The following is a 13,667-nucleotide window of genomic DNA, read 5'->3' as shown; positions in this document are numbered from 1 at the left end:
ATCGAGACAGCCTAGTTTTCGTAACAACCCCACAAATCCGACGCTGACAGGAGACGCTCCATGAAATCCAAGGTCGCTGACGTGCTCACCGAGGTCCTCCAGTCCGCAGGCGTTGAGCGGATCTACGGCGTCGTTGGCGACAGCCTGAACGGCCTGACTGAATCCCTACGTAGACGCGGCGATATCGAATGGATCCATACGCGGCATGAAGAGACAGCTGCGTTCGCGGCAGGTGCAGAAGCCCACCTTACTGGGAAGCTTGCTGTTTGCGCTGGAAGCTGCGGCCCAGGCAATCTTCACCTGATCAACGGCTTGTTCGACTGTCACCGCTCACGTGTGCCAGTCCTTGCGATTGCAGCGCAAATTCCATCGGCCGAAATTGGTCGGGGCTATTTTCAGGAGACCCATCCTGATCAGCTCTTCCGGGAGTGCAGCCATTATTGCGAACTGGTCAGCCGACCCGAGCAGTTGCCGGCAGTTATAGAGTCGGCGATCAGAGCTGCGATCGGCAAGCGTGGGGTGGCGGTCGTGGTTATTCCTGGCGATGTGGCACTCAGCGATTTCACTGGAAAGATTTCGAAGTCGGTCGCGCTCACCTTGCCTCGACCGAGCATAGTGGCGCCAGAAGATCAGATCGACGAAATGGTAACGTTGCTCGATGGCGGTTCAAAGATCACGCTCCTCTGTGGTCGGGGCTGCGAGGGCGCGCACAAAGAAGTGATCGCCCTTGCCGACAAGGTCAAAGCACCCATCGTCCACGCTCTGGGGGGCAAGGAGTTTATCGAATGGGACAATCCATTCGATGTCGGAATGACCGGCCTTATCGGCTTCTCGTCCGGTTATAAAGCGATGCTCGAATGCGACACACTTGTCATGCTTGGCACCGACTTCCCCTACCGTCAATTTTATCCGACCGACGCCAGGATCGTTCAAGTTGATATACGAGCCGAAAACCTTGGCCGGAGAACGCCACTGGATCTCGCGATCGTAGGCGACGTAAAATCGACCCTTACGGCAATTCTTCCCAAACTCGAGCAGCGTACAGACCACGGTCACCTCAAGGACTGCCTCGGCGCCTATAAGACAGCGCGAGAAGGCTTGGATGATCTTGCCACCGGCAAGCGCGGCGGCAAGATCCATCCGCAGTATGTCGCTCGTCTCCTCAGTGAGCAGGCCTCTGATGACGCTGTCTTCACTTTTGACGTAGGAACACCAACCATCTGGGCCGCCCGGTATCTGAGGATGAACGGCAAGCGGCGGCTGATCGGCTCGCTGGTACATGGATCGATGGCCAATGCCCTGCCCCAAGCTATCGGCGCTCAGGCCACCTACAGGGACCGTCAGATCATCAGCATGTCCGGGGATGGCGGCTTCGCGATGCTGATGGGGGACTTCCTGACGCTAGTTCAGCAGAACCTGCCGGTTAAGGTCGTGATATTCAACAACTCAACGCTCGGTTTCGTCGCCATGGAAATGAAAGCTGCGGGCTTTCTTGAAGCTGGTACAGATCTTAAGAACCCGGACTTTGCCGCAGTTGCCCGCGCGGCTGGCGTCCACGGAATTCGCGTTGAAGATCCGTTGGACCTGGAAGCCGCAGTCGGAGATATTCTTGCCCACCCCGGCCCTGCCCTGCTTGATGTTGTGACAAACACCCAGGAACTTGCGATGCCACCGAAGATCGAGGCGGCCCAAGCGAAAGGGTTCGGTTTGTGGGCTATCCGAGCCGTGATGAATGGACGTGGCGACGAACTGATCGACCTCACGGTCTCGAACTTCCTCTCTCGGTAGCGGGCGGATACACCGCCTTAGTTCAGCACGCCTGCAATTCGCGGGACTTCGATGCTACGCGGCCTAAATTAAATCGGCCGCGAGCATCATGCCGCCTCTTTGAATTGCGGCGCAAGGCTTTAGGGGAACGCTTTTTTTCCGTCCCGGAAGGCTGTCGGTGCTTGGCCCTCCCCGCTTGGCTCCGGATCCGTGAATAGCGCGTGACAGTCGCTTTCAAGACGTAAAATGTCGTTATTGTGATACATGACTTGTCGGATCGGCCTAGTGTTTGGCCTTCGCAAACAAATCTTTGACTGGACAGTGCATGAAAGCCTCAGAATATAAGGCTGCGGTTGCCGTCACGCGTTTGAATGCCGCAGAAATCGTTGAACTATTCGGCGTTGATCTGGCAACCCACCAAGCATGGGTGGAGGAGAGAGAGGTGATCCCGCCCGCGGTGGCCCTCAGCCTTCTTCTGATGGTGGTTACAAACACCAACGCTAGGGAAGCAAGTGTATTGGTCTCGGATTGCGAGGCCGCCTAGAGAGGAAATGCATTCGTAACTATCCATAAAATATGTGAGATTGGTTCCGATGAATTGGCGCAAAAGTCACCACTTCGACCCTCTAACCCTCGTGCTTGGTGGTCGAGAAAAGTACAAGTTTGTTGGCTCGCTCAGAGAGATGGCGGAGGCTTTGGTTCTCACCTGGCCCTCTGACGACGGCGAGGAATACATGGAGGCGGTGAAACTGTGCCTGGAAGCAATGCAGGGAAAGGTTTCCGAGCATATGGCTCGGGACGCACTGATCCGAGCGGCGCATGAGGCCAGCATCCCAGTGATATCGTTGGTTTACGGGATGAAGACGCAACCTCAAGAAACCGGAATGATTCAACCCCTCCCCGAACAAAATGAACTGGATGAAAACCACTTGAGGTAATCGCCTCTCTGTTCAGCTATCCATCCTCTCTTGCTTGGCGCTATTAGCAGGCAGGAGCTCTTGAGGGAGAAGGTTTAGAAGGGTTAACAGGTGTCCAGTCGCCAGCCCGTAGCCTCGCGTTGCCGTAGGGCCAATTTGGAATTATGCTGCAACGCAGCACTCTTGGGAGGCGGACATGCAGATCTTGCCGGTACTTGCAGACGTCCAAATCGAACGCACTTTGGCTCCACCCGCCAAGTTCGCAGACAATCCCTTCCGCACAATAGCGCTTGACGGTAGGAACGCCACGAATTCCTCGCCCCCGAACCTGGCTGTCGAACACCCGATGTCGTAGAGATTTGACTGCGGCTGAGCAAAATCGCGGGCCAGTTCACAGACCATTCGCTGCATCTCGCCGTAGAATGGGACCGAGCGACTGACCATGTCATCGAAGACGTTCGCGACGGTGGAATTGAATGAGAAGTCTGCAACTACATCATGTTCGACAGCAAACACCTCGTCACGCGTATTCGTATGCAGGACAAGACGGCTAGACTGTTCGGTCATATCCGCTCCAAATGAACGCGTGCCGCCAATCACTAGCTAGCGTCACGGCTTGATCAGTTTCATCCTTGACGACAGCTCGCCAAGGTCGAAAGGCTTGACGAGGAAATCATCTGCTCCTCCGTTCATGCCCGCCAGCCGATCGCTGTATTGGTCCTGGGCAGTGATGATGATCACGGGGGTCTTGTTACTACCTTGTCGCATCTCCCGCAGCAGTGACAAGCCATTGCCGTCTGGCAGGCGCAGGTCCAGAAGCACCAGATCATAATTTCTTGCAATCAGCCGACACGTCGCTTCCTCGATGTTGACGCACCAGTCAACGCAGTGGCCACTCGCCACAACATGGGCCGACACCGCGTCCCCAATGTGGATGTTGTCCTCGATGACAAGCACATTCACCGGATCGCGTTCCTATCTGTTGTATTGTCGTCGTGTGGGCACGACGGTTACGAGTTCCTGCTTCTGCACCCCGCGAATACGTCGAGTCTTTTCTCGTAGACCGACGTTGTCACATTCATCATCCCGAGCACGCTATGAAAGAGGTTGTCATGAGACGTTGGAACTGTTGCCTCTTTTCGAAGGCAGGCTGTGTCTAGATCCATCGATTTGGCGAAGTCTTCATCAAACCAGGTCAAGAACGGCACGTGTGTTTGCTGTGTGGGAGCAAACATGTATGGCGTTCCATGCAGATATAGCCCCTTCTCGCCGAGGGACTCCCCGTGATCTGACATGTATATCAAGCCCGCCGCCATCTTGCCCGAGCGAGCCTTAAGGTGGTCGATGACGGTCGCGATGAAGTAGTCGGTGTAGAGGATCGAATTGTCATAGGCGTTCACGATTTCAACTGACGAGCATTTGCCAAGCTCCGAGGTTCGGCAATCAGGAAAAAACTTCCCGCGATGTTCGGGGTATCGAAGGTAGTAGGCGGGACCGTGGCTGCCCAGTTGATGAAGCACGATGACACTGTCGCCCTTGACGTGGTCGAGCCAGTTGTCCAGCTTGGCCAGGAGTACCTCATCCAGGCATTCGCCCTGCTCGCAAAAGCGTGGATCCTTTGAGTTCGCGAGGTCTACATAATTAATCCGATCGGCAACGCCCTTGCTGCCCGTGTTGTTGTCGAACCATGCAACGTCAATTCCGGCATGTGCCAGCACGTCTACGAGCGTTTCGTTGGCCGCAGCCTTTGAATGGCTAAAGTCCGAGCGTGTAAATCGCGAGAACATGCAGGGAATTGACGTCGCTGTCGCTGTGCCGCAACTCGTGGTGTTAGGGAAATAGATGACGTTCTCGGCCCTGAGGCGTGGATTGGTTTCACGTTGATATCCACCGAGCGAGAAGTTCTCCGCGCGCGCGGTCTCACCTGCAACAATTACGGTGACCCTTGGCTTGTTGATCGGCGGTTCAGCCGGCGCGACCTTGGCGTCGGCTCCAACAGGTTGAACAACGATCGAGGCCTCCTTGTTAGCGTTCAGGAAGTAGCGAGCGGTGCTGACGATGGGTGTTACAGGATTAAAGCTCTTTGTAATGTCTCTCCGTTCTCGGACGGCCGCGGTGTACTCCCGCGAGTAGGTCACGCCACAGATACTGAAGATCGCGAGTGACGTGAGGATTGCCAGGAGGTTGCAGAAAACCTTTCGCATGAACGGGCGGTGATCGACCTTTGTCCAGGCAATGATCAACGATGGTACGACCCCAAAGATTGCAACGTGCACAATGAACTCGGGCGTGATCAAATGCTGGGCCTCCGCAGGCGTTGTCTCCATCGCATTGCGGATCATGTCGCTGTCCAGAACGACGCCGAAGCTGTCAGTGAAGTGTGAGGTTACCGCTGCGACAACAACGAGGAAAATGAGAAAAGGCTTGATCAGGTACTTGGTCGAAAACGGTGTGACAACGGCCACGGAAAGAGACAGCATGCCAAGATACAGTGCCCACAGCGGACGGGTACCGCTTCCAAGATAGTCCGTCGCTTTCTGCCAAAACGTGTTGTTGCAGAAGACAAGGATGTAAGAGCTTATAAGTATGCAGAGCGATATGCTACCGATTTTTGGTCGCAGGAAGCTCACATTTGCCGGTGCTTTTCTCAATTTCACCTCTCCGACGCGAGCACGCCTTCTGAAGAGGTTTACTGACAGACACCTGAAACCGGTTCTGCCAAGCACTCTTGTTCGATGGGGAAATTGCACGCGCTCCCCACGGGCCGCCGTTTCTCAGTCCAATCCAAAGAGTGTCCCCGACGTTGCGCTCGTGGACCGGACGGAGGGATGATTTTGGCTGCGTTGGGCAGACGTGGGCTACGTCGATTTCAGGCTGCAGGGCAATCGCAAGGGACACTCCGAAGCGTCGATCGAGCTATTCATCTCAGGGCTGAGCTTAGACCGTGCCCGAGCCGTGCTCTTCGAACGCGAGCTCAAAGAGTGGCTGCTAACACTTTGACGGGGTTTCGAGCTGGTTGCGACAGTCCACATTAACTAGCCCAACCGGGCGTTCAGTAAAGGCCGTCTTGCGACGGAGCTCAGCGGATCGGTGCCTCTCTTTCAAGCTTGCGCGCGTATTCGGTGAGCGGATAGCAGAGCAGGAAGAAAATGGCAGCGACTAGCCCGTAGACTTTGAAGGGTTCGAAAGTTGCGTTGTTGATCGCGTTTGCCGTCCTCATCAGCTCCTCAAAGCCAAGAATTGACGTCAAGGCTGTACTCTTGATCAGCTGCACCAAAAATCCGACGGTCGGAGCGCGCGTTATCCGGAACGCCTGCGGTAGGATGATAAGTCTTAGCTCCTGAAGTCGGTGCAGACCGAGACTCGCCCCCGCGTCCCATTGGCCGCGTGGAAGTGCCTCGACGCCGCTGCGCCATATCTCGGCCAGATAGGCACTCGCATAAAGCGTCAACCCGCACACGGCTGCCGTCCAAGGCTCAATTCGGAACCCCAACATGGGCAAGCCGAAGAACATCAGGAAAAGCTGCATGAGGAGAGGCGTTCCCTGAAAGAGCGCTATGTACCCCGACGCGAGACGCCGTGGCCAAAAGGATTGCGATATCCGCGCAAAGAGGATTGCGATGCCGACAGAAGCCCCGCCAACGAAGGCCGCGATCGACAAGAGAACTGTCCAACGCGTCGCGAAGGCGAGATTCCGCAGTATGTCCCAGAATGTGAACTCGATCATGATATCCCGGCTCCAAGGTACCTTCGTCCACCAGCGATCAGCAAACGCCTAAGGCCCGCCGACATGGCGAGGTAGATCATGGTCACGACAAGATATGTCTCGAATGAACGGAATGTGCGGGCCTGCAGAAGGTCCGCCTCTTGCGCGAGCTCTCGGACGGAAATCTGTGACACCACGGCGGATTCCAGCATCATGATGACGATCTGGCTCGTCAGGGCCGGGAAGATAATCTTGAGCGCCTGTGGTAGGACAACCTTGAAAAACACGTGTCTCGGTTTCAGCCCCAGCGCCAGTGCCGCCTCGCTTTGTCCTTTTGGGATGGCATCTAGCCCAGCGCCAACAACCTCGGTTGTGTAGGCGGCCATGTTGAGGGTCATGGCGAGTATCGCTGCGGTCACAGGATTGAGATGGATCCCGATGGTCGGGAGCCCGAAGAAGATGAAGAACAGCTGGACGAGAAACGGTGTGTTGCGGATCACCTCAACGTAGATGCCTACAGCACGGCGCAACCATCCGAACCGACTTCTTCGCGCCGCCGCACCCAAAACACTTAGTACCGTCCCGAAGACGGTGGTGCAGGTAATCAGCAAAAGCGTCATACCCGCACCATAAGCAAGCGCTCCCGCACCGCCCCAGAGCCAGTCGAAGCCAAGGCTATAGGTCATCGCCACTCCTTTCACGGCGGGGAGCGTTCATGGCAATCAATCCTTGAGATTTTCAGGATTGAGTGGGGTCTTCAACCAGGCCTTCGAGGTCGCGTCGAGTTTCCCATCGGCGATCATCTTGGTAACAACGTCATTGACGGCGTTCTTGAGGCCATCCTCGCTCTTGCGAAGAGCAATATGCGAAGGCGACGTAAGCAGCTGGAACTTTTGCTCGGGTTTTAGTGCGTCTTGGCGTGCCAGAACCTGTGCTCCAACATCATTTCCGACGACCATTAGCTGCGTCTGGCCGGAGATGAAGGCCTGAATGACGGAATTGTAGTTCTCAAAGCGTTGGATAGTTGCCGATGCCGGTGCCGCAGCCGTCAAGGATGTATCCTCGAGCGTGCCGCGGTTGACGGCAATCGTCTTGTCGGCGAGGTCATCCTTACCTTTAATTGCGACCGCTGCCGGCCCTATGACTGCGATGTAGTACGGTGCGTATGCAGCAGCGAAATCGATGACCTCGGCACGTTCCTTGGAGTAGCCTACGCTCATCAGAATATCGACGCGCTTGTCGTTCAGATAGGCGATCCGGTTCTGTCCGGTGACGCTCACGAGGTTGAGCTTTACGCCAAGACTATCGGCGATGCTTTGGGCGACGTCCACGTCATATCCTTTAAGGCTCATGTCGGCGCTTGCCGACGAGAACGGAGGGAAATCTGCGAAAATGCCGACGCTGATTTGGCCGGCCGCCTTGATGTCGGTAAGGTCGTCGGCGTGTGCCGACAGCCCGACCATAGCGAATGCCGTGGCAGCGGCGATGGTTCTTGCTATTCTGCTGATATTCATCTTGTGTTCCCTTCTTCTGGTTCTAAGTATAAAGCGCTATTTCGACCCCGTCAGGTGCCCTGCCCGCGCGATGACGGACTGAACATTGCAAGGCAAAGCAGTTCGAACAGGACCTGGGCGGCAATCTGGGCGGTATTGGTCGTTGCGTCATATTGAGGTGCAACCTCTACCACGTCCCCGCCGACGAGGTTCACGCCCTTGAAACCGCGCAACATGGCGAGAACTTCTCTTGGAAGAAGTCCGCCCACCTCTGGAGTTCCGGTCCCCGGGGCAAATGCGGGATCCAGACTGTCGACGTCAAAACTAAGGTACGTTGGACCGGAACCAACCACCTCGAGGGCTCGTGTGATCACCGCTCTTATGCCCATTTCAGCGACTTCCTCGGCATGAATAACCGTCATGCCCGAAGCGAAGGAGAACTCCCAGAGATACTCAGCTCCTCCTCGAATGCCAATCTGGATCGTCCTCTTGGGGTCGAGCACTCCGGCGAGAACGGCCTCTCGGAACGGAGCCCCGTGGTGGAATTTGGAGCCCTCGTACGGCCCGGCCGTGTCGCAATGGGCATCGATATGAATCATGCCAACAGGTGTATGGCTCGCAAATCCCTTGAGGATGGCCCCGGAGATGGAATGGTCTCCACCTACCGACAAAGGGATCACCCCGGTTCCGGCGATCATGCGGTAGGTAGCCTCGATGTCCGCATGGCATCCGGCAAGATCGAAGCGGCTTTTCATCGGAACGTCACCCACGTCGGCGACCTTGAGCTTTCCCATCGGCGCAACGCGGAGAACATGCTCATAGGGTCCAACACGCTCGATCGCCCGAACGGCCCTCGGCCCCAACCGTGAGCCGGCGCGATTGGTGACGCCAAGGTCCATGGGCACGCCGATCAGTGCCACATCGAGTACCCCAAGCACCTCTGGCCGGATGCCATTCTCGATGAAGGTGGCGCCAAGGAATGTCGCCGGGTCCGCAAATGGCCATTTGCGGCTGTCGCCATCCTTGGACACGCTTGAGGCCACTTCCCGGAAATGTGGATCGTGCATCTCACCTCCGGCCGCGTTGCCGAAACGGAGGCGAAGGTCCTCGAGAAAATCCTGGTCAATCGTCACGGTGGGCTCCCGGTTATGATCCGAGGCACGATGATTGGCTCGGCGGGAGACCTTTACAACCGTGATATTGCGTGAGGGGATATAACGGTTGCTGATACCCTTGATGCGGAAAAGTCGCCGTTCAACGACAGGTTCATTCAAAAATTCTTATAGGCACGGGCGATCTACTCTACGTCACTGGCCGTTGCGCCCAAACAAGAGATCGTCCAATGTCGACTTTTCCTGCCGTCGCGCCAGTCGCGACGCGGCCTAACGCAAACGAAGACGCCGTCAAATGCTTGATCTCGATTCATACCTGTTGCGGGCGTTCCTGACGGTTGCCGAAATTGGAACGGTCAACGGGGCAGCAGCCAAATTGCACCGAACACAAGCAGCAGTGAGCATGCAGATCCGCAAGCTTGAGGAGCTTGTTGGTGTTACGCTCTTTTCCCGGTCCTCCAAAGGGCTAGAGCTCACTGCCCACGGCCAGATTATGGTCGCCTACGCCCGGGAGATCGTGGTGCTTAGCGACGAGGTCGGCCGTCGGCTTACTGGAAAGGTACTGCAAGGACGCATCCGGTTGGGGGTCGTCGAGGATTTCGCCGCCAGTCGTCTGATAGATATCCTTCGTGACTTCAGAGCGCAGAACCCCAAGGTGGATATCGATATAATAGTTGAGCCAAATCGGCGTCTGGCAGAGATGTTCGAAGAGGGGAAACTCGATATCGTTGTTTGCGACATTACCGTCCTCAATCGAAAACCCATCCTGATCTGGACCGAGTATCTCACTTGGGTCGTCAGATCCGATTTCGTAGTCGATGCAAGCAGACCGCTCCCACTGATCATGTTTGATGAGAGCTGCCCCTGGAATGTCCGCACCATAGCAACGCTGTCGCAGAGAAACATTAAATGGAAGACGGCTTGCGTTGCCTCCACATTGGTTGCCATGGCTACGGCAGTCAGGGTTGGGATTGGTGTCGGTCCGATGCTTGAAGCCACGATCCCGGAGGGCTGTCGTGCGCTCGACAAGGCCGCCGATCTTCCTGGCGCTGTGCGGATCGAGATTGGATTCTATGCCCAGTCGGAGACGTCCGAAGGCGTTCGCTATCTTGTCGAGTTTGTGTCACGACACACCGCGATGGCGGATCGTCCATAACGTCCCGTTATAACCGCGAAAAATAAAACGACCTGTTCAATTTGCCCAGCGACTGCAATTTGGCGTTGGCAGTAACCTGCGCGCCAATTGAATAAGGAAACTGGCCGATGGCTATCGAGCACGCGCCCGTCGGCGAGGAATCGTCACTTCAAACAGTCCATATCGTCGGTCAGGTTGCCAGTGTCGCTGCCGGGTGCAGCATTCGTGCACAGGCAGCCGATGTTCTTGATCGCATTGATGCCCTGCTCATAGAGGCGGGTACGGACAGGTCAGAACTGATCCAAGCCAATGTTTGGCTCCGCGATCTAAGGTCTTTTGCCGAAATGAACGCGGTTTGGGAACGGTGGGTCGCGCCAGGCTCCACGCCTCGCCGAATTACATTTGAAGATCAAAATCTACCGCCGCTCTGCGACCTCCGGGTCGACGTGATCGCCTGGCGGAAACCCAAAGAGTTTGCCTTGTCGTAGAGGCGTTGACGGTACGCTTGCCAGTAAATCCGAGTCGGGCCAAGCCGATTTAGCGTCGACTCCTGCACGAGTTCGGATCCCCAGTCGAGGAAGCGATCTAGCAGGTCCGATACCGTAGCGTCGTGCTCGTTTAACTCAGTGACCAGGCTACGCAGAAGGCCATCCAGCGAAATGCCCCGAAAAAACGCCGACCAGCCCGTAAAGGTATCAAGTGCTGCCCACCTCTTAGTATGCTTTTTCAGGCCGATAGCGGAGCTACCGATCGCTAGGATGCTCCAACGAGGTCCTGTTGTTTTTTCCCGGCCTGCCATGTGAGACCCAGGTAGCTCGGGCAGCGAGTAGCATTGGGCATTGAGGCACAGTCGCGATACGTGCGAAGTTCCGGCGCTATCACGGCCGTACTCTCAAATAGCCGTGACGAGCGCAATTCGGCGAGTAGCTGCGATAGCCTCCTGGTCCAGGTGTCCGCTACCACCCATGAGGTAACAAGCGAGCAATTCTTCAAACGATGTGCGATTGGATTCGATGACCCCAGCGAACAAAGCTGCTGGGCAGTTGCCTTCAAAGCAGATGGAATGATGGTTCGAGAGACTCGGTTCGAGGGGCCAGTCACCACCGCCGACCGCTATGCCGTCGGCCGAGAGCCGCACGATCATGCCTTCTAGCCCAAAATTGACTTTTCCGAGCCAGTCGAGCAGTTGGTCGATCTCACTCTTCGCGCGGAGGCTGGCATCCCGTGGGCGGAGCTTACGGGATACTTCGTTTAATTTCGCATGAGGAATGCGTTCGAGGGGCGGCGGAACAATCGATGAGCCCAAGAGAGCACCTCCCGAAAAAACGGTTCGTTCGTCAAGTCCTTGAATCATAGCTCTCCAAGGATCGATGTCTAGTTTGAGCGCTAATGCTGACGGACACCTTAAACGCGGTGTAATGCCGGTTTGCGGTTGGTGTGTCGTCCCTCCAGCCTCCTGCCCGCCAATCCCAAAGAGCCGCAGCCTTCGTCTGCGGATCCTTCATAGCGACAACTATTGTCCTTCGACGATCTCCTTGGGAAGCGGCGAGCATGATACTTCTGGTAGATGTCGTTCAGCTTTCCGTTCTTGAGGGTCGCCTTGATCCATTCATCCAGCTTTGCAAGCAGCTGAGGCTCGTCTTTACGCACGCCAATGGCCAGATTGAGGACGCGGGTGGTGATCTTCGGCTCGAATGCCTTCGCCGTATCCTTGTCGTTTATCTGGACGAATTCAAGCTCCAGGCCCCAGTCCTTCGCAAGGAGTTGTGCGGTTTCGACATGAGCGAACCAGGCGTGGGCCCCCCGCCGTGCGGGAAGCGTGGTGCGTATGGTCGGTGCTGTCGGAGATGATCAATTAGCGGCAAGCGCGCATTGGGGATACTTGAAGCCGATGGCGTCGACCTCTCAGGGACGAGGCGCGTATCGGCCATCCGACAAGGGACTGCGGTCATTTTAGTGTCATCCGACGGAGAAAACATGATCGCGGTCGTCCCAGCGCGAATGCTGCAGTTTCGTGAGAGGTTCTGTCGAGGCTAAGCTTGAGAGATCGCCCTTGCGTCCCCAAAGCTCTCATTCAGGTTAGTCAAGCTGATCTGGAAGCGATTGGCTGATGATACTGCTAAGCTGACAGGAGCGTGCTTTTTTGAACATGCGGCCCTTGAAACAACTTTCGGCAGCGCGACTTCATCATTTGTTGATGGCTTGCCGTCATAGTGGGTGAAAATCCAGCCAAGCCAGCCTTTGGAAACCAATGAAGATCGGACACGCCCTCATCAGTGTATGGTTGGCAGCTGCCGTATTGGCGCTGCTCGTCGCCTTCAACCCCTTCGGCAGGCACCTAGTGGATCGCAACATCACGACCGCCTCCATTCCAGGCACCGAAGTTCCTTTGGAAGCCGACACTGGGGGGACCGAAATATCGCCTCGCCTAAGCGATTAAAGTGTGTTTTCATCCCCGCGCCTCAGATAGCAAGTCATATAAAAAACAAGGGGATTGGTACATGCCAAGCGGCGTCGTAAAGTGGTTCAACGAGGAAAAGGGCTTCGGATTCATCAAACCGGATGACGGGCAAACCGATGTGTTCGTGCATGTCTCTGCACTGCAGAAGTCCGGCCTTGCAGGGCTTCAAGACGGGCAGAAGGTTCAATTCGAACTCATGGAAGATCGAAAAACGGGCAAGTCGAAAGCCACGGATCTTGTACTGAGTTGATCAGTAAGCGTTGATACGTGCGTGCCATTCAGTTTGACCGATAACGGGCGGCTGATTTGGTCGTGATTGTTGCAAGGGGCCGCCACTCACAACAAAGACGGCCCCTGCAGTGTCAGTCGCGGTGTCTCATCCCCGTGACGGCCAATCGATACCAAACGATGGTGAACGAAATGTTCCCAGGAATGTAATGGCTGGCTCCTGGAGTTGGAGACCGCGTCCATCGGTTTCCGCACGACGGTTACAAGGTCCCGCAATGTGAACGGACAGGCTGCCAGATCCCAAGTGACGTCAGCGGCGTAGTGTGCCCTCTACCCAATAGTTAACTCGCTGTCGGAAGTAGTCGGCCTGGGCCGTGGTTTCTCGTAGCACCACGCGGCCGTATTGGCCTTGGTTGGCGATCTCATCGACCGCCCAGAGCCCACTGAGTAGACCAATAAGGAAAAGCAGCCCGCGCATGCCACACCCTATTCGACGATGATTTAGAAAGTGCTAAGATGGCGGCTGGTCGGTACTATGCCGATCCCTGCCGATGCAGCGCGGGGACGTAGAGCGATTTGCTCTGCTAGCGGTGCCACTGTCAGCAGCCGTCTGTGCTGAACCGAAGCAATCTCAGGCGCCTTAGCCCAAACGGGCTATACTTTCATGTGGGTTGATGTTTCCGCGGCAAGGCCGATTATGCTTCGGAATACGGAGATTACCGATGCTACAATACCAGAACGGGCGCCTCTTTCGATGTGCCAGCGAGAGCGGGGCTAGGTGCGTTGTCATCGAACAAACGCGCGTAGGAGGCCTCTCTGCATTCGCCAAGAAAGTCGACTACATGACG

Annotated in this window: 16 protein-coding genes and 1 pseudogene; 9 read left to right on the top strand and 8 right to left on the bottom strand. The window is 56.1% G+C overall.

Translation table 11 applies throughout. The features are described 5' to 3' along the window. Positions 1-60: 60 nt before the first annotated feature. The 3 genes from poxB (at position 61) to JNB88_RS13685 (ending at position 2,705) form a co-directional block, all read left to right on the top strand. Positions 61-1,788: a ubiquinone-dependent pyruvate dehydrogenase gene (gene poxB, locus JNB88_RS13695; protein ID WP_220355919.1), complete on the top strand. Its 1,728-nt coding sequence runs from the start codon at positions 61-63 to the stop codon at positions 1,786-1,788. A gap of 304 nt (positions 1,789-2,092) precedes the next feature. Beyond that, on the top strand, positions 2,093-2,311 hold the full coding sequence (locus tag JNB88_RS13690; protein WP_037136193.1) for a hypothetical protein: 219 nt from the start codon (positions 2,093-2,095) through the stop codon (positions 2,309-2,311). A 49-nt stretch (positions 2,312-2,360) separates the two neighbouring features. Continuing rightward, complete coding sequence (locus JNB88_RS13685; protein ID WP_220355918.1) at positions 2,361-2,705, top strand: DUF982 domain-containing protein; 345 nt, start codon at positions 2,361-2,363, stop codon at positions 2,703-2,705. A gap of 141 nt (positions 2,706-2,846) precedes the next feature. On the opposite strand, the gene JNB88_RS33585 is transcribed toward JNB88_RS13685, so the two are convergent. The 7 genes from JNB88_RS33585 to speB all read right to left on the bottom strand — a co-directional run bounded on the left by JNB88_RS33585 (position 2,847) and on the right by speB (position 9,016). After that, positions 2,847-3,251 (bottom strand): class I SAM-dependent methyltransferase, encoded by a 405-nt coding sequence (locus tag JNB88_RS33585; RefSeq protein ID WP_223217185.1) that lies wholly within the window; start codon positions 3,249-3,251, stop codon positions 2,847-2,849. 42 nt (positions 3,252-3,293) lie between these two features. Then, positions 3,294-3,647, bottom strand: a complete 354-nt coding sequence (locus JNB88_RS13675; protein WP_220355917.1) for a response regulator — start codon at positions 3,645-3,647, stop codon at positions 3,294-3,296. Between the two features lie 47 nt (positions 3,648-3,694). Continuing rightward, positions 3,695-5,341 (bottom strand): phosphoethanolamine transferase, encoded by a 1,647-nt coding sequence (locus tag JNB88_RS13670; protein ID WP_420832187.1) that lies wholly within the window; start codon positions 5,339-5,341, stop codon positions 3,695-3,697. Positions 5,342-5,763: 422 nt separating this feature from the next. Then, positions 5,764-6,411, bottom strand: coding sequence for an amino acid ABC transporter permease (locus JNB88_RS13665; protein ID WP_037136186.1), 648 nt, complete (start codon positions 6,409-6,411; stop codon positions 5,764-5,766). Continuing rightward, complete coding sequence (locus tag JNB88_RS13660; RefSeq protein WP_220355915.1) at positions 6,408-7,076, bottom strand: amino acid ABC transporter permease; 669 nt, start codon at positions 7,074-7,076, stop codon at positions 6,408-6,410. Before JNB88_RS13660 ends, JNB88_RS13665 begins: the two co-directional genes overlap by 4 nt. Positions 7,077-7,112: 36 nt before the next feature. After that, positions 7,113-7,853: a transporter substrate-binding domain-containing protein gene (locus JNB88_RS13655; RefSeq protein WP_420832189.1), complete on the bottom strand. Its 741-nt coding sequence runs from the start codon at positions 7,851-7,853 to the stop codon at positions 7,113-7,115. 101 nt (positions 7,854-7,954) lie between these two features. Continuing rightward, positions 7,955-9,016, bottom strand: a complete 1,062-nt coding sequence (speB, locus tag JNB88_RS13650; protein ID WP_220355913.1) for an agmatinase — start codon at positions 9,014-9,016, stop codon at positions 7,955-7,957. 274 nt (positions 9,017-9,290) lie between these two features. Here speB and JNB88_RS13645 point away from each other — a divergent pair, with 274 nt between their 5' ends. Together JNB88_RS13645 and JNB88_RS13640 are read left to right on the top strand one after the other, a co-directional pair. Then, the gene (locus JNB88_RS13645) at positions 9,291-10,151 is read left to right on the top strand and encodes a LysR substrate-binding domain-containing protein (protein ID WP_220355912.1); all 861 of its coding nucleotides are present in this window, start codon (positions 9,291-9,293) and stop codon (positions 10,149-10,151) included. A gap of 107 nt (positions 10,152-10,258) precedes the next feature. After that, positions 10,259-10,618 (top strand): RidA family protein, encoded by a 360-nt coding sequence (locus JNB88_RS13640; RefSeq protein ID WP_220355911.1) that lies wholly within the window; start codon positions 10,259-10,261, stop codon positions 10,616-10,618. Positions 10,619-11,022: 404 nt separating this feature from the next. Here JNB88_RS13640 and JNB88_RS13635 read toward each other — a convergent pair whose 3' ends face one another. Further along, the gene (locus JNB88_RS13635; RefSeq protein ID WP_220355910.1) at positions 11,023-11,484 is read right to left on the bottom strand and encodes a hypothetical protein; all 462 of its coding nucleotides are present in this window, start codon (positions 11,482-11,484) and stop codon (positions 11,023-11,025) included. Positions 11,485-11,681: 197 nt separating this feature from the next. On the opposite strand from JNB88_RS13635, the gene JNB88_RS34385 reads away from it, so the two are divergent. From JNB88_RS34385 to JNB88_RS13620, 4 genes and pseudogenes are all read left to right on the top strand, one after another. After that, on the top strand, positions 11,682-11,981 hold the full coding sequence (locus JNB88_RS34385; protein ID WP_338110997.1) for a hypothetical protein: 300 nt from the start codon (positions 11,682-11,684) through the stop codon (positions 11,979-11,981). Then, positions 11,914-12,125, top strand: a pseudogene (locus JNB88_RS33580) (PfkB family carbohydrate kinase); the annotation flags it as partial. The gene JNB88_RS34385 and the pseudogene JNB88_RS33580, both read left to right, overlap by 68 nt. Before the next feature lie 256 nt (positions 12,126-12,381). Next, entirely contained in the window at positions 12,382-12,570 is a 189-nt protein-coding gene (locus tag JNB88_RS13625) for a hypothetical protein (RefSeq protein ID WP_220355909.1), read from the top strand. A gap of 61 nt (positions 12,571-12,631) precedes the next feature. Beyond that, positions 12,632-12,841 carry a cold-shock protein gene (locus JNB88_RS13620; RefSeq protein ID WP_220355908.1) on the top strand — a complete coding sequence of 70 codons (210 nt, stop codon included), beginning with the start codon at positions 12,632-12,634 and terminating at the stop codon, positions 12,839-12,841. Positions 12,842-13,667 lie beyond the last annotated feature (826 nt).

The organism is Rhizobium cauense (assembly GCF_019511525.1).
Taxonomy (GTDB): domain Bacteria; phylum Pseudomonadota; class Alphaproteobacteria; order Rhizobiales; family Rhizobiaceae; genus Rhizobium; species Rhizobium cauense.
The sequence above is the reverse complement of the archived record's forward strand: the minus strand, read 5'-3'. Positions and strand labels throughout refer to the sequence as shown.